Consider the following 19,304-nt stretch of genomic DNA (forward strand, 5'->3'; position numbering starts at 1 on the left):
GAGGGGGGGACGGCGGCGAGGGCGGCGGGGGGCGCGCCGGGGCGGTGGGGGGGGGAAGGCTGCGGGGGCTGGGGGGAGGCGGGGACGCTCTGGACCCGGCCCGGGAGGTGGGGGGGGTCGGAGGTCTGGCCGGCGCAGGGGACGGTCTCGATGCGGCGCTGCTCGACGCGCCCAAGGATCCGCTCGGCTGGCTGCTCTCCGCTACGCTGGCGCGGCGCGGCAACGACCTGAAGCGCGCGAGCAAGGATATCGCCGAGGCGCTGCGGTTGGCGAGCGACGATGCCTCGGTCCATCTGGAGGCGGGCAATATCGCGGCGGCGGCGGGGGACGAGGCGGATGCGCGCACCTCCTGGTCGCGCGCGGTCGAGCTCGATCCGGGCGGGCCGGTGGCCGAGGCGGCGCGCAGGGCGCTGGCGCAGTTCGGCGCGACCGAGAAATAGCCGCGCGCATCTGGCCGCGCGGGCGCTGCGGGACTATCTGGGCGGCGAACCATTTCGGAGCCCCTGATGCACTATCTCCACACCATGATCCGCGTGACCGATCCGGACGCGACGATGCGCTTCTTCGAGCTGCTGGGGCTGAAGGAGACCCGGCGGATGGAGAGCGAGCAGGGGCGCTTCACGCTGATCTATCTCGCCGCGCCGGGCGATGAGGCCGAGGTCGAGCTCACCCATAACTGGGATCCCGAGGACTATACGGGCGGGCGCAATTTCGGGCATCTCGCCTATCAGGTCGAGAATATCTACGAGACGTGCCAGCGGCTGATGGATGCCGGGGTGACGATCAACCGCCCGCCGCGCGACGGCCATATGGCGTTCGTCCGCACGCCCGACGATATCTCGATCGAGCTGCTCCAGAAGGGCCGGCTCGAGCCCGCCGAGCCCTGGGTCTCGATGCCCAATACCGGCGTCTGGTGACACCCGCCGCCGTCCGTTTCCTGGCGCTGACCGGTGCTCGGGCGCCGATCGTCCAGGCGCCGATGGCGGGGGCGGGCGGCGTGGCGCTGGCGGTGGCGGCGATACGGGGCGGGGCGATCGGATCGCTGCCCTGCGCGATGCTGACGGCCGACCAGGTGCGCTCGCAGGTGGCGGAAGTGCGGGCGGAGGCGGCGGGGCCGCTCAACCTCAATTTCTTCTGCCACAGCCTGCCCGAGGTGCCGGACGAGACGGCGTGGCGGGCGCTGCTCGCGCCTTATTATGCCGAGGAGGGTGTCTCGCCCGGCGAGGTGCCGCCGCTGCGGCGGCCGTTCGACGCGGCGATGTGCGCCGTGGTGGAGGAGGTGCGGCCGGAGATCGTCGGCTTCCATTTCGGGTTGCCCGAGCCGGTCCTGCTCGAACGGGTCCGCGCGGCCGGGGGGCTGGTCTTCGGCAACGCGACGAGTGTTGGCGAACTGCACTGGCTGGCGGAACGTGGCTGCGATGCGGTCATCCTCCAGGGCGCCGAGGCTGGCGGCCATGCGGGATGGTTCCTCGATCGCCATGCGCCGACGCCGCTGGCGGTGCTGCTGGCCGAGCGGATCGAGGTGCCGGTGATCGCGGCGGGCGGCATCGTCGATGGCTCGGGCGTGGCGGCGGCGCTCGGGGCTGGGGCGAGCGCGGTGCAGGTGGGGACGGCCTATCTGGCGACGCCCGAAAGCCTGATCCCGGCGCCGTACCGTGCGCTGCTCGGCACCGAGGCGGCATCGGATGCAGCCTTCACCAATCTCTTCTCGGGCCGCGAGGCGCGGGGCATCCGCAACCGGCTGATGTGCGACCTTGGGGCGATCTCGGCGGCAGTGCCTGCCTTTCCCTACGCCTCGAACGCGCTGGCGCCGCTGCGCAAGGCGGCCGAGGCGGATGGGCGGGTGGACTATTCGCCGCTATGGGCTGGACAGGGCGCGGCCCGGGTCCGCGCCATGGGGGCGGAGCAATTGACGCGCGAACTCGCGCTGGCCGCGCTGGAGGATTGAATGGCTGCACTCGAAATCGTCCGCATCCCCGCGCTCAGCGACAATTATATCTGGCTGGTCCACGATCCCGAGAGCGCCGAGACGATGGTGGTCGATCCGGCGCAGGCCGAACCGGTGCTGGCCGAGGCGGATCGACGCGGCTGGCCGATCACGGCGATCTGGAACACCCATTGGCACCCCGATCACACCGGCGGCAATGCCGGGATCAAGGCCGCGACCGGCTGCGAGGTGATCGCCCCCGCGGGCGAGGCGGCGCGCATCCCCACCGCCGATCGGCTGGTGGGCGAGGGCGATACGGTTTCGCTCGGCAGCCATGTCGCCAGCGTGATGGACGTGCCGGCGCATACCGCCGGGCATATCGCCTATCATTTCGCGGCGGACGGGATCGTGTTCGTTGGCGACACGCTGTTTGCGATGGGATGCGGGCGGCTGTTCGAGGGGACGGCCGAGCAGATGTTCGTAAACATGCAGCGGCTTTCGCAGCTTCCGCCCGAGACGCGCGTCTATTGCGCGCATGAATATACCCAGTCGAACGGCCGTTACGCGAAGGTCGCCGAACCGGACAATGCGGCGATCACCGAGCGGATGGCCGAGGTCGACCGCGCGCGCGCAGCGGGCGAGGCAACGGTGCCGACGACGATCGCCGCGGAGCTCGCCACCAATCCCTTCATGCGCGCCGCAAGCGTGGAAATTCTGGCGCAGCGCCGTGCCGCGAAGGATGTATTTTCCGGCTGAGATGCTATGATCCGCGCCACAGGGGCGTGAGGAGAGTGTCGATGATCCGCCTAGCCGTGCCCGCCATCCTGCTTGTCGCCGGGCTGACCGGCGCCGACGCCGCCCGGCAGCGTCCCGATCCCGCCATGGCGAAGATCGAGAAGCGGCTGAGCGGACTGACGGCCGGCGCGCCGATGCGCTGCCTGCGCCGGGATCTGACCACCAGCATCGTCACCGCCGACGGCGTCATCCTGTATGTCGCGGGACGGAACCGGGTGTATCGCAACGACGTGGTCGGCCATTGCAACGGGCTGGCGCGGGGCGACATATTGGTGACCAGGAGCTTCGGCGGCGACGTCTGCGAAGGCGATATCGTCCAGACGCGGTCGCCGACGGGGGGCATGTTCACGGGCAGTTGCGCGCTGGGCAAGTTCGTCCCCTATACCAAGGCCAAGTGATGGAGAGCGCGATGCGTCTGGCGATAGGGATCGGTGCGGCCCTGCTGGCCGGATGCACCACGAGCACGGAGCAGGCAGCCTCGCGCCAGGCCGAGGCAGCGCGCGACTTCGCCGAGGCGATCGGCGACCGCCAGCCGGGCGAGCCGCAGGACTGCATCAATTCCAGCATGACCGATGGGCCGCGGATCATCGACCACAGGAGACTGATCTATCGCCAGGGCCAGCGGCTATGGGTCAACAATCTCGAGTCCGAATGCCCGGGGCTGGAGCCGTACAACACGCTGATCGTCGAGCTGCACGGATCGCAGATCTGCCGGAGCGACCAGTTCCGAGCCCTGGAGCCGGGCAGCCGCATCCCGGGGCCCTATTGCCGCTTCGGCAAGTTCACGCCCTATTCGAAGCCCTGAACGTCACTCCGCCACCTTCAGCCGGTCGAGCGTGAAGGCTTCCCATTCGGCCGCCTGGCGATAGCGCTCGAACCGGCCCGACTTGCCGCCGTGCCCGGCCTCCATGTTGATGCGGAAGATCAGCGGGTTGGTATCGGTCTTGCGGGCGCGGAGGCGGGCGACCCATTTGGTCGGCTCGTAATATTGCACCTGGCTGTCCCACAGCCCGGTCGAGACATACATCGCCGGATAGGCCTGGACGGCGACATTGTCATAGGGCGAGTAGCTCAGCATGTAATCATAATAGCGCTTCTCGGCCGGGTTGCCCCATTCGTCGAACTCGCCGGTGGTGAGCGGGATCGAGGTGTCGAGCATCGTCGTGACGACATCGACGAACGGCACCTGGGCGACGATCACGCCGTAATCATTGGGCGCCATGTTGGCGACGCCGCCCATCAGCAGTCCACCCGCGCTGCCGCCCATTGCCGCGACCCGGCCCTTGGCGGCATAGCCCTGCGCCACCAGGAAGCGGGTCACGTCGATGAAGTCGGTGAAGCTGTTCTTCTTGTTGAGCACCTTGCCGTCGTCGAACCATTTGCGGCCCATTTCCTGGCCGCCGCGGATATGGGCGATCGCATAGACCATGCCGCGATCGAGCAGGCTCGGCAGCATCGGCTGGAAGGCGGGGTCGGTCGAATAGCCGTAGCTGCCATAGGCATATTGGAAGAGCGCGGCGGTGCCGTCCTTCCTGAAGCCCTTGGCGTGGACCAGGCTGACCGGGATCTTCGTGCCGTCGCGCGCCGTCGCCCAGACGCGTTCGGTGACATATTTGCTCGCGTCATAGCCCGGCACCGGCTGGACCTTGAGCACGCGGCGCTCGCCGGTCTTGTGGTTCACCTCATAGGTGGTGGTCGGCGTCACCAGCGAGCCATAGGTGTAGCGTAGCCAGTCGCTCCCCGGCTCTTCGTTGGTGCCGAGCGCCATGGTGTAGGCGGGTTCGTCGGCGGCGACGAGCCGGTCCTTGCCGTCCGGGGCCAGCAGGCGCAGCCGCTTGTTGCCGTCCGCGCGCTCCTCGATCGCGAGGAAGTCGTCGAACGGCTTGAAATCCTCGATGAACACGCTGTCGCTGGTGGGGACGATGTCGCTCCAGGCGCTGCGGCCCCGGCCCACATCGCCGTCGCCGACCGCCATCAGCCGGTAGTTCGGCGCCTGCCAGTTGGTGCGGAAGATCCAGCGGTCGCCGATATGATCGGCGCTGTAGAGGAAGTCGCGTTCGCGCGGGGCGATGACTTCGAAGCTCACCGGATTGGCGGCCGCCGCGCAGCTATATTCGTCGCTCACCGTCGCATGGAGCTGGATGCAGACATAGCGATCGTCGGAGGTGGTGGTGAGGCCCATATAGAAGGTGTCGTCGCTCTCCTCGTAGAGTGTGCGGTCGGCGGAGACGGGGGTGCCCAGCACATGCGCCTTGACCCGCTTGCCGAGCAGGGTGACCGGATCCTTCTCGATATAGAAGATCGTCCTGTTGTCGCCGGCCCAGGCGACCTGGGGCTCGATATTGGGGATTTCGTCGGCGAAGACCTTGCCGGTCGCGATGTCCTTCACCTTCAGCACATATTGGCGGCGGCCCACCGTGTCCTGCTGCCAGGCGAGCAGCTTGCCGTCGGGGCTGACGGCATTGTCGCCGACCGCGAAGAAGGATTGCCCCTTGGCCATTTGCGGCTGATCGAGCAGCACTTCCTCGGGCGCGTCCATCGATCCCTTGCGGCGGGCGTTGATGGGATAGTCTGCGCCGGTCTCGAAGCGGGTATAGTAATAATAGCCGCGCCTCAGATAGGGGACCGAGCTATCGTCCTGTTTGATATGGCTGATCGTCTCGCCATAGAGCTTGTCCGCGAAGGGCTTGACCGGCGCGAGCAGGGTATCGGCATAGCTGTTCTCGGCGGCGAGATAGCCGAGCATTTCGGGGTTCTTCCGCGTATCGTCGCGCAGCCAGTAATATTCGTCGTTGCGGGTGGCGCCGAACGGGGCCTTGATCTCGTGTGGCTTTGTCGCGGCGACCGGGGGCTTGGGCGCGGTCTGGGCGAGCGCCGCCGGCACCGTCGCGGTGGAAACGAGGACGGCAGCCAGCAGACGCTTCATCTTGGATCCCCCCAGCAACGAGTCGCTGGGAGGATAGTAGTCGATCCTCTCCTGCACGGGGAGGAACTTCTTACAGCACGTAACGGCTGAGATCGGTGTTGCGGGCGATGCTCGACAATTGGCTGTCGACATAGGCCGCATCGATCCGGAGCGTGCTGCCCGAACGATCTTCGGCGTCGAAGCTCACTTCTTCGAGCAGCTTCTCCATCACCGTCTGGAGACGGCGGGCGCCGATATTCTCGATCTCCCCATTCACTTCGGCGGCGATCTTCGCGACTGCGCGGATGCCGTCTTCGGTGAAGTCGATCGTCACGCCTTCGGTGCCGAGCAGCGCCGCGTACTGCGCCACCAGGCTCGCCTTGGTGTCGGAGAGGATCGCGACGAAATCCTCCTCGGTCAGCGCCTTCAATTCGACGCGGATCGGGAGGCGGCCCTGGAGTTCGGGGAGCAGGTCCGACGGCTTGGCGATATGGAACGCGCCCGAGGCGATGAAGAGGATGTGATCGGTCTTCATCGGCCCGTACTTCGTGGCGACGGTGGTGCCTTCGATCAGCGGCAGCAGGTCGCGCTGCACGCCTTCGCGGCTCACCGAACCGCCGCGCACGTCCGACACTGCGATCTTGTCGATCTCGTCGAGGAAGACGATGCCGTTGGCCTCCGCGTCCGCCAGCGCCACGCGGCTGACCTCGTCCTGGTCGAGGCGCTTGTCGGCCTCTTCCTCGACGAGCTTGTCCCAGGCCGAGCGGACGTTGAGCTTGCGGCGCTTTAGCGGCGCGCCGCCGAACGCCTTGCCCATCATCTCGGACAGGTTGATCATCTGCGCGCCGCCGCCGGGGATCTCGAACGGCATCTGCGGGGCCTGCTCGACCTCGATCTCGAGCTCGGTATTGTCGAGCACGCCGTCATGGAAGCGCTGGCGGAACGCCTCGCGGGTGGCGGTGCTGGCGTCCTTGCCGGTCAGCGCGTCGAGAAGGCGGGCCATCGCCGCGTCCTCGGCCTTGTCCTTCACGGCGGCGCGGCGGCGTTCCTTCTCCAGCCGGATCGCTTCCTCGACCAGGTCGCGGGCGATCTGCTCGACGTCGCGGCCGACATAGCCGACCTCGGTGAACTTGGTGGCCTCCACCTTCACGAAGGGGGCGTCGGCAAGCTTGGCGAGGCGGCGGCTGATCTCGGTCTTGCCGCAGCCGGTGGGCCCGATCATCAGGATGTTCTTGGGGGTGACCTCGTCGCGCAGATCGGCGGAGAGCTGCTGGCGGCGCCAGCGATTGCGCAGCGCGACGGCGACGGCCTTCTTGGCGTCGTTCTGGCCGATGATGTGCGCGTCAAGCGCGGCGACGATAGTCTTGGGGGTAAGGTTCTGGTTCATCTATGTTTTTCTGATGTAGGTTGACACGGTTGACACTAGTATTGCGAAAAAATCAGCTCGCGCTGTCGAGCGTCTCGATCGTCAACCGGTCGTTGGTGTAGACGCATAGCTCGCCGGCGATCTTCATCGCCTTGCGGGCGATCGCTTCGGCGTCCTGCTCATATTCGATCAGCGCGCGTGCGGCGGAGAGAGCGAAGTTGCCGCCCGATCCGATCGCGGCGACGATGCCGTCCGCATGGGCTTCGGGTTCGAGCACGTCGCCATTGCCGGTGACCATCAGCGTCGTCTCCTTGTCGGCGACGAGCAGCATGGCTTCCAGGTTGCGCAGGTACTTGTCGGTGCGCCAATCCTTGGCGAGCTCGACCGCGGCGCGCATCAGATGGCCGTTGTGGCGCTCTAGCTTGGCCTCCAGCCGCTCGAACAGGGTGAAGGCGTCGGCCGTCGCCCCCGCGAAGCCGGCGATCACCGATCCGTCGCCCAGCGGACGGACCTTCCTGGCATTGGGTTTCATGATGGTGGACCCCGCCGAAACCTGGCCGTCACCGGCGATCACGACTTTGCCCGATTTGCGCACGGAGAGAATGGTCGTGCCGTGCCACGCATTGGAATTACCGCTCATGGACGAGGATATGGGGAACCGTCTCGCGTCGTGCAAAGGGGTGGGGCGGCTTTCCTCCATAACCGTCACCCCGGCCGAAGTGCCGGGGTCCACTCATCCGCGAACGAACCCCTCCAAGCTTAGAGCGGCTCTCCCGGCCGCACGGTGGACCCCGGCACTTCGGCCGGGGTGACGGAGGGAGGGAAGGGGCAAGTCAAAGCCGCGCGCGGGCGAGGCGCAGCGCGTTGGTGACGACGGCGAGCGAGGACAAGGCCATCGCCGCGCCGGCGAGCATCGGCGAGAGCAATATGCCCGCGACCGGATAGAGCACGCCCGCTGCGATGGGGATACCTATCCCGTTGAACAGGAACGAGAAGAGCAGGTTCTGGCGGATATTGCGCATCGTCGCGGTGGCGAGGCGGCGGGCACGGACGATCGCCGACAGGTCGCCCTTGGTGAGCGTGATGCCGGCGCTTTCGATCGCGACATCGGTGCCGGTGCCCATGGCGAGGCCGACATCGGCGGCGGCGAGGGCGGGGGCGTCGTTCACCCCGTCGCCGGCCATGGCGACCCGGTGGCCCGCCGCCTTGAGCTCGCCGACGATGCGGGCCTTGTCCTCCGGCTTCAATTCGGCGTGGACCTCGTCGATGCCGCCGACCGCGCGGGCGACGGCTCCAGCGGTGGCGGGGTTGTCGCCGGTCAGCATGACGATGCGCAACCCTTCGCCGTGCAGCGCCGCCAGTGCCGGGGCGGCTTCCGCGCGCACCGGATCGGCGACCGCGAGCATCCCCGCGAGTGCTCCGTCGAGCGCGACGAACATCACCCCGGCACCGCCGCCGCGCTGGGCATCGGCCTGAGCCTCCAGAGGGGCCGTGTCGGCGCCGAGCTGGTGGAGCAGCGCCGCATTGCCGATCGCGATCTTTCGCCCGTCGGCGCGCGCGCTCACGCCGGCGCCGGTATGCGACTGGAAATCCTCGATCGCGGGAATTGAGAGCCCGCGCTCGCGCGCCGCCAGGACGATCGCCTGAGCGAGCGGATGCTCGGACTGCGCTTCCACCGCGGCGGCGAGCGCGAGCAGCGTGTTCGCCTCCACGCCGTTCGCGGTCTCGATCGCGACGAGGCGGGGCTTGCCGAGCGTCAGCGTGCCGGTCTTGTCGATCACCAGCGTATCGACGCTTTCCAGCCCCTGCAGCGCCTCGGCATTCTTGACGAGCACGCCGGCGCGGGCGCCGCTGCCGGTGGCGACCATGATCGACATCGGCGTGGCGAGGCCGAGCGCGCAGGGGCAGGCGATCACCAGCACCGCGACCGCGTTGAGCAGCGCGTGGCCGATGCGCGGCTCGGGTCCGGCGAGCAGCCAGACGGCGAAGGTCGCGGCGGCGATCGCCACCACCAGCGGCACGAACCAGCCCGAGATGCGATCGGCGACGCTCTGGATCGGCGCGCGGCTGCGCTGCGCCTCGCCGACAAGGTGGACGATGCGCGACAGCACCGTGTCCGCGCCGACCGCGCGCGCCTCGATCGCCAAGCTGCCGGTGGTGTTGAGCGTGCCGCCGGTGACGGGCTCGCCCGGCTGCTTGGCGACGGGGGCGGGCTCGCCGGTCAGCATCGATTCGTCGACCGGCGAGCGGCCCTCGATCACCACGCCGTCGACCGGCACCGATTCGCCCGGGCGGACGCGCAGATGATCGCCGACATGGACTTCGGCCAGGGGGATCTCCTCCTCGCCATCGGCGGTGATGCGGCGCGCGGTCTTGGGCGCGAGGTTCAGCAGCGCGCGGATCGCTTTGCCGGTGGCGGCGCGGGCGCGCAGCTCCAGCACCTGGCCGAGCAGGACGAGCGTCACCACGACGCCCGCCGCTTCGTAATAGACCGGCACGGTGCCGTGCATCGTGCGGAAGGTGGGCGGGAAGACTTGAGGCACGAAGGTCGCGACCAGGCTGTAGAGGAACGCCGCGCCGACGCCGAGCGCGATCAGCGTGAACATGTTGAGCCGGCCGGTGAGAATCGAGGTCCAGCCGCGCTGGAAGAAGGGCGCGCCGGTCCACAGCACGATCGGCGCGGTGAGCAGGAGCTGGATCCAGGGCGAGAGGGCGGGGCTGACGAGATGGATGCCGGTCATGTCGGTGCCCATCGACAGGATCAGCAGCGGGATGGTCAGCGCGGTGGCGATCCACAGCCGGCGGGTGAAATCGACCAGCTCGGGATTGGGCGCATCGTCGGAGGTCGGGGCGACCGGCTCCAGCGCCATGCCGCAGATCGGGCAGGCGCCGGGGCCGGGCCGGCGGATCTGCGGGTGCATCGGGCAGGTCCAGACCGTGGCGGAATCGGCGGGGGCGCTCGGCGCAGGGTGCTGGTGATCGTGCATGGCTTCCCTTCGCGGGATACAGGGGCGCGCACCATCGGTATTGATCCCGATGGGGTGGGGCACAAGCGGGTTTGGTGGGCGAGCGACGGTCGCCAGAGGCTATGGCGGAGTGTGGTGTACATGCCCCAATCGTCACCCCGGCCGAAGTGCCGGGGTCTACCGGGATGCTGGGAGAGCCGCTTGAGCTGATAGGGGCTCGTTCGAGGAGGCGTGGACCCCGGCACTTCGGCCGGGGTGACGGAAGAAGAAGCTTATCGGCCTGTGCGGGAGCACAAGCTGTTGGGGTGGTGGCCGAACGTCGCCCTTAGGCCAGCAGCGCGCTCCGCACCCATTCGACCAGGATCCAGCCGATGCCGAGCACGATCGCCCAGGCCATGATCGCCCCGGCGGAGATCGCCAGAAGGCGCGCCATCAGCGGCAGCCGGTCGGGATGCTCCTCGTCCTCTATGTCGATGTCGTAGGTGGCGGCATCGATCGGCAGGGCGACCGGATCGGGTGCCGGGGCCGACAGCGCCGCGCGCAGCTCCGCGCTCGTCAGCGGCGGCAGGAACTCGCAGCCATAGGCGTTGCCCGAGCGGCGGACGACGCGCGCCGAGTGCAGGCCGATGCCGGCCAGGCCAAGGCCGATCTCCGCACCGATCGGAAGGTCCGTCTCCGCGACGACACGAAATCCGCCCTCGGACAGATCCTCGACGGTGACGTCGATCGGCGACCAGTCGGGATCGCGCAGCGTCGCGTCGCGCTCGACCTGATGCCGCTCCGCCCATCGGGCATCCCGGTATAGATAGGCAACCAACCCCATGTCGCTCACTCGCTTCTGCCCATGGCAGGGTTGGCCACAAAAGGGTTACCGGATCGTAAACATCGGCGCTGCGGCTGTGGATAATCCATGTGCCGCGGAGGGAATCAGGCGGCCTGCTCGGTGATCTTGCGGTTGAGCAGCGCGGTGGCGCCGGCCAGAACCTGTTCCGCGGTGACGGTCCAGTCCGCGAAGCCCCAGGCAATGGGGTCTTCCTCGCTCAATATCTGGTCGCTCGCGAAATTATCGTCGATCACGACGTCTTCGAGCGGCAGGATCGTCCGGTCGCGCGTCGAGAAGAAGGCCCGGACCCGCGGCCGCGAGGCCCGCCGCCCATTCTCCAGCACGATCCCCAGCCGGTTCGAGCGCAGCCGCACCAGCATCCCGAAGGGGAAGACGGAGATGCTCTGCATGAACTTGAACAGCAGATCGGGATCGAAATGGCCCTGCCAGCCGCGCATCCGGATGATCGCCTCGTCCGGCGCCCAGGCTTTCTTGTAGCTGCGGTCTGAAGTCAGCGCGTCATAGACGTCGCAGATCGCGCCCATCTTCGCGGCCAGGCTGATCTCGTCGCCCTGGAGCTTGAACGGATAGCCGGTGCCGTCGATCCGCTCGTGATGGTGGAGGCACACGTCGAGCGCGGTCTCGGGAATGCCGGTGCCGGCCTGGAGCAGCCGATGGCCTTGTTGCGGGTGCGTCCGCACGATCGCGAACTCCTCGTCGGTCAGCGTGCTCGGCTTGTTGAGCACGAGATCGGGGACGGCCATCTTGCCCACATCGTGGAGCAGGCCGGCCACGCCGAGCTCATGCACCTCGGCCGGGCTCAGATCGAGATGCCGGGCGAAATTGACCATCAGCGCGCACACCGCGACCGAATGGACATAGGTATATTCGTCCTTCGACTTGAGGCGGGTCATGCCGATCAGCGCCTGGGGGTTGCGCGCCACCGAGGCGGAGATTTCCTCCACCACCGGCACCACGTCCTCCGAACGGATCGCCTTGCCGAGCCGGGTGCTCTCGAACGCGCTTTTGATGACGCGGCGCGAGCGGTTCATCACCCGTGCGGCGCGCTCGCGCTCCTCGGCGGTGGTGCAGGGCCGGTCGGCCGGGCGCTTCGCCACCAGGGCGACCGATGCGGGCGCGGGCGCGGCCCGATGCTGCGAGGTGTCGGCCGGGTGGGGCGTGGCTCTGGACGGCGCAGGCTCCGGGAGCGTGAGGCCGACGCCGCGGTTCTCGTCGATCACCAGCGTGACGACATCCGATTCGAGCAGGATCGTGAGATCGTCGGGCGAGGAAAGCAGGAAGCGGGGTAGCCAGAAGGGATGGCGCAGCCATGGGCCATCAAAGGCATGAATGTACATGCCCAGTCTTGCCTGATCTCGAGAGATCCGCCGCAGCAAATCGACCCTCCGCCCAAGGTGGTCCGCCGGGTTTACTTCGGCAGTCGTTAATACAGTGCAAATCGAGCCGGGGCAGAGTCTTATAGAGGAAAGGATATGTGCCGGGGTGTTTATGCGCGGCTAATTCGCGAAGATGGCTGTGCTTTTCCCCGAACCTGGATTCGGCGCCTCGCGCGGCCGGCTTCTGCAAGCGTCATTCGCGTTCGAGAAGAAATTGGTCGGGGCGACAGGATTCGAACCTGCGACCCCCACACCCCCAGTGTGATGCGCTACCAGGCTGCGCTACGCCCCGACCATGGATCCTGGCCCCGAGCGAAGCGCGCTTCGTCGGAAACCCAGGGGAGCGCCCTCTATGCCGCTTGGCCGCGGGATGCAAGCGACACCGACAATAGTTGCGCGTAGTTCTTGCGCATGATAGCGCGCGCCGCTTGAACGGGGCCGGTTTCCGCGCCCCGCACGCAGGCTTTTCGGGAACCCATGTTCGCCACTCCAGCATATGCACAGGCCGCAGGCGCGGCAGGACAAGGCGGCACCGCCGGCGCGATCATCTCGCTGCTGCCGCTCCTCCTCATCTTCGTGGTCTTTTACTTCCTGATGATTCGCCCGCAGCAGAAGCGGATGCGGGCGCTCCAGGATTCGGTCCAGTCGGTGAAGAAGGGCGACACCGTCGTCACCGCCGGCGGGCTGATCGGCAAGGTGACCAAGGTCGATGAGACCGAGGTCGAGCTGGAGCTCGGGCCGCAGGTGAAGGTCCGCGCGGTCAAGGCCACGCTCGCCGAGATCCGTCCGCTCGGCGGCGGCAAGCCAGCGAACGACTGATGCTCGATTTCCCGCGCTGGAAGGTCCTGTCGATCACGATCGGCCTGGCCATCATGATCCTGCTCGCGGTGCCGAGCTTCGTGCCCAAGGACGTGCGCGAGACCTGGCCGAAATGGATTCCGCATCCCGCGATCAACCTGGGCCTCGATCTGGCCGGCGGCTCCTATCTGCTGCTCGAGGCCGATACGGGCGACGTCGCCCAGGCCAAGCTGGAGCAGATGCGCGAGACCGTGCGCAGCGAGATGCGCCGCGATCCCCGGATCGACATCGGCGACATCTCGGTCCAGGGCGGCAAGCTGAGCTTCATGGTGCGCGACCCCGGCAAGGTGGACGCGGCGCGCGAGAAGCTGCTGACCGTCACCGGCAGCGGCGTGGGCACCACCGGCCAGCGTGAGTGGGAAGTCGCCGTCGTCGATTCGACGCGCTTCGTCCTGACGCCGACCAAGGCGGGCATCGACCAGTCGATCGACACCGCGATGAACGACGCGCGCGAAGTGGTCGACAAGCGCATCAACGCGCTCGGCACGCTGGAGCCGACCGTGGTGCGCGAGGGCAACAGCCGCATCGTCGTCCAGGTGCCGGGCCTGCAGGACCCGAGCGCGCTCAAGCAGCTGCTCGGCAAGACCGCCAAGCTGGAATTCCGCCTGGTCGATACCAGCGCCGATCCCGTGCAGATCGCGCAGGGCAATGTCCCGCCGGGCTCGGTGGTGATGCCCTATGCCGAGGGCGGCGGCCCGATCGCGGTGCAGCGCGCGGTGATGATCACCGGCGACATGCTGGTGAACGCCACCCAGACCTATGACCAGCAGACCGGCGCGCCGGGCGTGACCCTCCAGCTCGACGGGGCGGGCTCCAAGCGCTTCGCCAAGGTGACGCAGGAGAATTCGGGCAAGCCCTTCGCGATCATCGTCGACGGCGCCGTGATCTCGGCGCCGCGGATCAACGAGCCGATCCTGGGCGGCAGCGCGGTGATCAATGGCGGCTTCACCGTGAAGAGCGCCAACGAACTCGCGATCGCGCTGCGCTCGGGCAAGCTGCCGATCGCGCTCAAGGTCGTGCAGGAATCGACCGTCAGCCCCGAGCTCGGCGCCGATTCGATCCGGGCGGGCATCACCGCGTCGATCATCGCGGTTGTGGCGGTCATCGCCTTCATGATCCTGACCTATGGCCGGTTCGGTATCTATGCGACGCTGGCGGTGATCATCAACGTGCTGGTGATCCTGGCGCTGATGGGCATGCTCAACGCGACGCTGACGCTGCCGGGCATCGCGGGCTTCGTGCTGACGATCGGCACCGCGGTGGACGCCAACGTGCTCATCAACGAGCGCATCCGCGAGGAACGGCGGCGCGGGCGCAGCGTCACCCAGGCGATCGAGCTCGGCTACAAGGAAGCCAGCCGCACGATCTTCGAAGCGAACGTGACGCATGCGATCGCCGGGTTTATCATGCTGATCCTGGGCTCGGGTCCGATCCGCGGATTCGCCGTGGTGCTGCTGTTCGGCATCGCGACCTCCGTGTTCACCGCGGTCGTCTTCACCCGCATGCTCGTCTCGATCTGGGTGCGCAGGAATCGCCCCAGCGAGATCCACATTTAACGGAAGCGCGGCACCATGCGGCTCCTCAAGATCATTCCGGACAACACCAATATCGGTTTCGTCCGTGTTCGCCACATCGCCTTCGCGATAACGGCGCTGCTGACGATCGCCGCGCTGGCGCTGCTGGTCACGCGCGGGCTCAACCTGGGCGTCGATTTCGTCGGCGGCGTCTCGATCGAGGAGAAGTTCGCCTCGCCGCCGCCGCTCGATCAGGTGCGCTCGACGGTGAACGGGCTGGGCTTCGGCGAGACGACGCTCCAGCAGCTCGGCGACAAGAACATCGTGTCGATCCGCCTGCCGCTGCCCGAATCGACCGCGCCGGACGCGACCGACAAGATGGTCGAGCAGGTGAAGACCGCGCTGGCGGCGAAATTCCCGGGTGCGACCTTCAGCAACTATTCCACCGTTTCGGGCAAGGTCTCGGATGAGCTGATCCGCAACGGCGTGCTCGCCGTGTTCCTGGCGATCGTCGGCATCGCGATCTTCTCATGGTTCCGCTACGAATGGCAGTTCGGCGTCAGCACCGCGGTCGCGATCCTGCACGACGTGCTGATGACGCTCGGCTTCTTCGCGCTGTTCCGCGAGCTGTTCACCTTCGACCTGAACATCGTCGCGGCGGTGCTCACGATCATCGGCTATTCGATCAACGACAAGATGGTGATCGACGACCGTATCCGCGAGAACATGCGCAAATACCGCAAGATGGGCATGCGCGAGCTGATCGACCTGTCGGTCAACGAGACCCTTCCCCGAACGGTGATGACTTCGCTGACGATCATGCTGGCGCTGGCTGCACTGCTGATCTGGGGCGGGCATGTGCTGCGCGGCTTCACCGCGGCGATGATGCTGGGCATCGTCGTCGGCACCTATTCGTCGATCTACGTGTCGTCTTCGCTGCTGATCACGCTGGGGCTCAAGCCCGGTGTGCGCGAGGACAAGGCGGAGACGTCGAACGCCGAGCGCGTGCGGGCCAAGGAACTCCCGTAAGGGACGCGATCCGATGAAGATGGAACGCCGCAGCGCCGAGGGGCCGGTGATCTCCGGTTTTTCGGGGCGGGGCTTCCGCGTCGATGAGAATGTGTACGAAGGGCTCCTCATCACGCCCGAGCGCGCCGACGGCTGGTCGCCGCCGCCGGTTGCGGAACTGGGTGAGGCGGATCTGGCGCCGCTGTGGGTGCTGAAGCCGCAGCCGGAATTCATCCTGCTCGGGACTGGTGGGACGCTGGTGCGTCCGCCGGTGGCGTTCATCAAGGCGCTGGGAGCGCGCGGGATCGGCGTCGAGGTGATGGACAGCCGCGCCGCGGCGCGCGCCTGGGGCGTGCTCCGGGCCGAGCTGCGCTGGGTGGCGGGGGCGCTTTACCCGCTGGATTAGGGTTGGGCGAGGTATGTCCTGGCCTCTGTCCGCCAAAGAGGCGAGAAGGGGCTGAGAGCGTCTGCGTTCGTCCCACTTACAGACGTTCAATGATTCCGCAGCCATGTCCGAAAGCGGCCAATCGGTTTTGCGGCTCTCGGGACTTGGCTTACCGACATCCAGTCCGTGGTATAGCGGTTGACAAAATCCTCGAAGCTCTCGGCAACGTATCCCGTTTGCTCGCCGATCAGCACCACTTTGCCATAGGTCTCGTCATCGACGCAGGAGATGCCCCATGCCCAAGCCCAGATAAAGTAGTCGAGAAAGATAAGGTGCTTGGCGGCATTTTTAGCCACCGGATCGCTGACAGGGTGCTTACACTCTTCCGGAACGCTCTTGATGCGCTCAATCGGCCACCAGTTGCCGTCCTCGGCATCCCAGTTTTCAGAGATTGGAACACCACAGCTCAGGTATTTGCGGAAATCGTTTGGCAGGGTGACCCCAAAGCGGGTTTCAAGCTCCGTTAGTGCGGATTCCGGTGTTGTCTGGGTCTCAATGCCCGCCGCTGTCTCCGACCACCATGCTTGCAATATAAGGTGGGGAGCCATGTTCAAAGCGTCGCCGCTTTTCACGACGCGGTCAACGTCTGCTACAAACTCAAGTGCTCCCACAACTGACCGTCTCAAAACCACCAACAACGGACTTGCCGCGTTATCGCCCTCACGCCTCAAAGCAGGACGGCTCCTCGAAAGCCGCTTTCAACTCTCTCGGCCCACTTGCAATGTAGGATTTCGTCCGCGATCCCGGGCGGGCTCTTTCTCATCATGAATATACTGACCGGTCTCGCCCGCCCGTGCCCGCAGGCCCGCGCGCGCATGAAGAACCCGCGACCTTTGTGACTTTAGGGTGCCGGCTACCGCGCCAGAGCGAGCGGCGCGTCGCGATCCGCGTTCAGGCGCCTAGACGCAAAAGGGGGCCGGCATTGCTGCCAGCCCCCATGTCACCGGACTTCGGCTGCCCGATCCCGAAGGATCTCGCGGCCTGGTTTCGGCGGCATGCTCCACTCGCGCCGGCAAGGGCATGCGAGCTTCGCGTCGGTCGCCTGGGCCGGACGATGCGCCTGTCCGGGGACAGGCTTCCTTTCCGGCCTTCGGCGGCCCGCTCCAGCATGGCCCGAAGGACATGGCTGAAGCCTTGCGGGATACGTCTGCCAGGATTTCCTTTCGCTGCCGCATCGCTTGCGCGCTGCGATCGCTTCCAGAGATCCATCGGGCGAGTCTGTCGCTTCGATACCGCTTGCGCGCCATCTCCGCTTTCGTCTCAGCCAGGCTTTCCGATCGCTTCCCGAACACGCCGCCGCGCTTGCGCGCCGCCTTGTCTTCGCTGGCATCGAAGGCCCTGCATCCCCCGAACCGTCCGTCTGCGGTTTCCCGAAGGCACCTGCGTTCGTTCGATCCGGTGTAAGCTCTTGATCCTGCTTTGGTTTCCCGCTGCCTGACCGCCTTCTTACAGTTGTGATGGTGTCATCGATCCCGAGTCGCGCAAAGCACGGAATCGGGGTCCGGGCCTGTTGATAACGTGGATAACGGGGACAAAATCTAGCGCCCCGGGGGCGGCCAGCCCGGAGGGGCGAGCTCGAATCCGCCGAATTCGAAGCCCGGGACGACGATGCAGCTCACCAGCGCCCAGCCGGCATGCGCCTCGGTGGATTGCCAGCGATTCGCCGGCACCAGGCACTGGGGCGCATAGCCGGCGAGCACGTCGCCGCCAAGCGCGAAACTGCGGATTTCCGCCGAATCTTCCTCGACCAGCAGTTCGAGCGGGGCGCCGGCATGCCATAGCCAGAGCTCGGCGGCATCGACGCGGTGCCAATGCGAGCGCTGGCCCTGTTCGAGCAGGAAGAGGATCGCGGTCCCGCCGGCGCGGGCACCCGGCGGCGAGCCCGCCCGCCAGGTTTCGCGATACCATCCGCCCTCGGGATGCGGCGCCAGGGCGAGCTGCTCGATGATCCTGCGGGGGTCTTCCATCACCTGCTCCAAGATGAACGGCGTGTAGTTTGGAGTTCATGCAACCTGTCGTATTCACGGGACGTTACGGTAGCGGTAGCAATTTCAGAAATCACAAGGGAGTGAAGTCATGCGAAAACTGATGCTCGCGCTCGGCGCGGTGTCGCTGGCGGTTCCGGCCGCCATGGTCGTGCCGGCCACGACGGCCCAGGCCAAATCCTACGAGTACAAGGCGGACCAGCGCCGCAACAGCAAGCGCCACGCCTATCGCGAATGGCGCGGTCGTGACGGTCGTACCTATTGCCGTAAGCCGGACGGCACGACCGGCTTGATCGTCGGCGGCGTGGCGGGCGCGCTGGCCGGCCGTGCCATCGATACGCGCGGCGACCGCTCGGCGGGCACGCTGCTCGGCGCGGTGGGCGGTGCGCTTGCCGGCCGCGAGATCGATCGCGGCGGCAGCAAGCGCCGCTGCCGCTAACTCGGCTTCCAGGCACGCGGAGCATTAACCAGCGCGCGCTATAAGTGCCCGCGATGCTCCGCGTGCTGATCCTTTCGACGCTCTTTCCCGATGCGTCGCGCCCCAATTTCGGTATCTTCGTCGAGCGCCAGGCGCTTTCGCTGGCGGCGCGGAGCGATGTCGAGTTGCGCGTGGTCGCGCCGCTGGGCGTGCCGCCCTGGCCGCTGAGCGCGCATCCCCGCTATGCGGCGCTGGCTGGACTGCCAAAGCATGAGGAATGGAAGGGGCTGCGGGTCGATCGGCCCCGGTTCCTCAACCTGCCCGGCACCGGCGGGCGCTTCCACGGGGCGATGCTGGCGCGTGCCGTCACGCCGCTGATCGATCGCATCCGGGGCGACTTTCCCTTCGATGTCATCAGCGCCGAATTCTTCTTTCCCGACGGAGTCGCGGCGGTCGCGCTCGGGCGGCGCTTCGGCGTGCCGGTCTCGATCAAGGCGCGGGGGTCCGACATCCATCAATGGACCCGCAAGCCCGCCATCGCCCGCCAGATCGTGGAGGCGGGGCAGGCGGCGGACGGGCTGCTCTCGGTCTCGCTGCCGCTGCGCGACGACATGATCGCGCTGGGCATGCCGGGCGAGCGGATCGAATGCATCGTCACCGGCGTCGATCTCGCCCGCTTCGCGCCGCGCGACCGGACGGAGGCCAAGGCGGCGCTCGGCGTCTCGGGGCCGCTGGTGCTCTCGGTCGGAGCGCTGATCCCGCTCAAGGGGCACGATATCGTCATCGAGGCGGTGGCGGGGATGCCCGGGGTCCATCTCTGGATCGCCGGGGAGGGACCGGAGCGGCCGCGCCTCGCCGCGCGGATCGCCGCGCTGGGGCTGGGCGACCGCATCCGCC

Annotated in this window: 19 protein-coding genes, 1 tRNA gene and 1 pseudogene; 12 read left to right on the plus strand and 9 right to left on the minus strand. The window is 67.2% G+C overall.

Annotated elements, in window-relative coordinates; all coding sequences use genetic code 11:
• The 6 genes and pseudogenes from HB724_RS18200 to HB724_RS18225 form a co-directional block, all read left to right on the plus strand.
• Nucleotides 1–440: pseudogene (locus tag HB724_RS18200) on the plus strand (hypothetical protein); the annotation flags it as partial.
• A gap of 63 nt (nucleotides 441–503) precedes the next feature.
• Entirely contained in the window at nucleotides 504–917 is a 414-nt protein-coding gene (locus tag HB724_RS18205; RefSeq protein ID WP_256731613.1) for a VOC family protein, read from the plus strand.
• A complete protein-coding gene (locus HB724_RS18210; protein WP_346344754.1) occupies nucleotides 914–1,948 on the plus strand; it encodes a nitronate monooxygenase in 1,035 nt (344 codons plus the stop codon). The genes HB724_RS18205 and HB724_RS18210 overlap by 4 nt, the downstream gene beginning before the upstream one ends.
• Entirely contained in the window at nucleotides 1,949–2,683 is a 735-nt protein-coding gene (gloB, locus tag HB724_RS18215; protein WP_213982368.1) for a hydroxyacylglutathione hydrolase, read from the plus strand.
• Between the two features lie 41 nt (nucleotides 2,684–2,724).
• Complete coding sequence (locus tag HB724_RS18220) at nucleotides 2,725–3,120, plus strand: hypothetical protein (RefSeq protein WP_213982369.1); 396 nt, start codon at nucleotides 2,725–2,727, stop codon at nucleotides 3,118–3,120.
• A gap of 11 nt (nucleotides 3,121–3,131) precedes the next feature.
• Nucleotides 3,132–3,527: a DUF6491 family protein gene (locus HB724_RS18225; protein ID WP_213982370.1), complete on the plus strand. Its 396-nt coding sequence runs from the start codon at nucleotides 3,132–3,134 to the stop codon at nucleotides 3,525–3,527.
• 3 nt (nucleotides 3,528–3,530) lie between these two features.
• On the opposite strand, the gene HB724_RS18230 is transcribed toward HB724_RS18225, so the two are convergent.
• The 7 genes from HB724_RS18230 to HB724_RS18260 form a co-directional block, all read right to left on the minus strand.
• On the minus strand, nucleotides 3,531–5,648 hold the full coding sequence (locus tag HB724_RS18230; RefSeq protein ID WP_213982371.1) for a S9 family peptidase: 2,118 nt from the start codon (nucleotides 5,646–5,648) through the stop codon (nucleotides 3,531–3,533).
• Between the two features lie 70 nt (nucleotides 5,649–5,718).
• Nucleotides 5,719–7,014, minus strand: coding sequence for an ATP-dependent protease ATPase subunit HslU (hslU, locus tag HB724_RS18235; RefSeq protein ID WP_213982372.1), 1,296 nt, complete (start codon nucleotides 7,012–7,014; stop codon nucleotides 5,719–5,721).
• Between the two features lie 52 nt (nucleotides 7,015–7,066).
• Nucleotides 7,067–7,633 carry an ATP-dependent protease subunit HslV gene (gene hslV, locus HB724_RS18240; protein ID WP_213982373.1) on the minus strand — a complete coding sequence of 189 codons (567 nt, stop codon included), beginning with the start codon at nucleotides 7,631–7,633 and terminating at the stop codon, nucleotides 7,067–7,069.
• Between the two features lie 193 nt (nucleotides 7,634–7,826).
• Nucleotides 7,827–9,980, minus strand: coding sequence for a copper-translocating P-type ATPase (locus HB724_RS18245; protein ID WP_256731611.1), 2,154 nt, complete (start codon nucleotides 9,978–9,980; stop codon nucleotides 7,827–7,829).
• Nucleotides 9,981–10,284: 304 nt separating this feature from the next.
• On the minus strand, nucleotides 10,285–10,782 hold the full coding sequence (locus HB724_RS18250; protein WP_213982374.1) for a PilZ domain-containing protein: 498 nt from the start codon (nucleotides 10,780–10,782) through the stop codon (nucleotides 10,285–10,287).
• Between the two features lie 104 nt (nucleotides 10,783–10,886).
• Nucleotides 10,887–12,179, minus strand: coding sequence for an HD-GYP domain-containing protein (locus tag HB724_RS18255; protein ID WP_256731612.1), 1,293 nt, complete (start codon nucleotides 12,177–12,179; stop codon nucleotides 10,887–10,889).
• A 215-nt stretch (nucleotides 12,180–12,394) separates the two neighbouring features.
• Nucleotides 12,395–12,471 (minus strand) — tRNA-Pro (locus tag HB724_RS18260).
• 185 nt (nucleotides 12,472–12,656) lie between these two features.
• Between HB724_RS18260 and yajC the strand changes: the two genes are divergently transcribed.
• From yajC to HB724_RS18280, 4 genes are read left to right on the plus strand one after another with little or no spacing between them, the layout of a single operon-like run.
• Complete coding sequence (gene yajC / locus HB724_RS18265) at nucleotides 12,657–12,998, plus strand: preprotein translocase subunit YajC (RefSeq protein ID WP_213982376.1); 342 nt, start codon at nucleotides 12,657–12,659, stop codon at nucleotides 12,996–12,998.
• Entirely contained in the window at nucleotides 12,998–14,593 is a 1,596-nt protein-coding gene (gene secD / locus HB724_RS18270) for a protein translocase subunit SecD (RefSeq protein WP_213982377.1), read from the plus strand. The genes yajC and secD overlap by 1 nt, the downstream gene beginning before the upstream one ends.
• A 15-nt stretch (nucleotides 14,594–14,608) precedes the next feature.
• A complete protein-coding gene (secF, locus tag HB724_RS18275; RefSeq protein WP_213982378.1) occupies nucleotides 14,609–15,580 on the plus strand; it encodes a protein translocase subunit SecF in 972 nt (323 codons plus the stop codon).
• Nucleotides 15,581–15,593: 13 nt separating this feature from the next.
• Nucleotides 15,594–15,965, plus strand: a complete 372-nt coding sequence (locus HB724_RS18280) for an MTH938/NDUFAF3 family protein (RefSeq protein ID WP_213982379.1) — start codon at nucleotides 15,594–15,596, stop codon at nucleotides 15,963–15,965.
• A gap of 86 nt (nucleotides 15,966–16,051) precedes the next feature.
• Here HB724_RS18280 and HB724_RS18285 read toward each other — a convergent pair whose 3' ends face one another.
• Nucleotides 16,052–16,615 carry an SMI1/KNR4 family protein gene (locus tag HB724_RS18285; RefSeq protein ID WP_213982380.1) on the minus strand — a complete coding sequence of 188 codons (564 nt, stop codon included), beginning with the start codon at nucleotides 16,613–16,615 and terminating at the stop codon, nucleotides 16,052–16,054.
• A 927-nt stretch (nucleotides 16,616–17,542) separates the two neighbouring features.
• A complete protein-coding gene (locus HB724_RS18290) occupies nucleotides 17,543–17,971 on the minus strand; it encodes a cupin domain-containing protein (RefSeq protein ID WP_213982381.1) in 429 nt (142 codons plus the stop codon).
• A 109-nt stretch (nucleotides 17,972–18,080) separates the two neighbouring features.
• Between HB724_RS18290 and HB724_RS18295 the strand changes: the two genes are divergently transcribed.
• Together HB724_RS18295 and HB724_RS18300 are read left to right on the plus strand one after the other, a co-directional pair.
• Nucleotides 18,081–18,428, plus strand: a complete 348-nt coding sequence (locus tag HB724_RS18295) for a glycine zipper 2TM domain-containing protein (protein ID WP_213982382.1) — start codon at nucleotides 18,081–18,083, stop codon at nucleotides 18,426–18,428.
• 53 nt (nucleotides 18,429–18,481) lie between these two features.
• Nucleotides 18,482–19,304 (plus strand): glycosyltransferase (locus HB724_RS18300; protein WP_213982385.1); only part of this gene is annotated, 823 nt, incomplete at its 3' end.

Source organism: Sphingomonas sp. dw_22, assembly GCF_018449795.1.
GTDB lineage: Bacteria > Pseudomonadota > Alphaproteobacteria > Sphingomonadales > Sphingomonadaceae > Sphingomonas.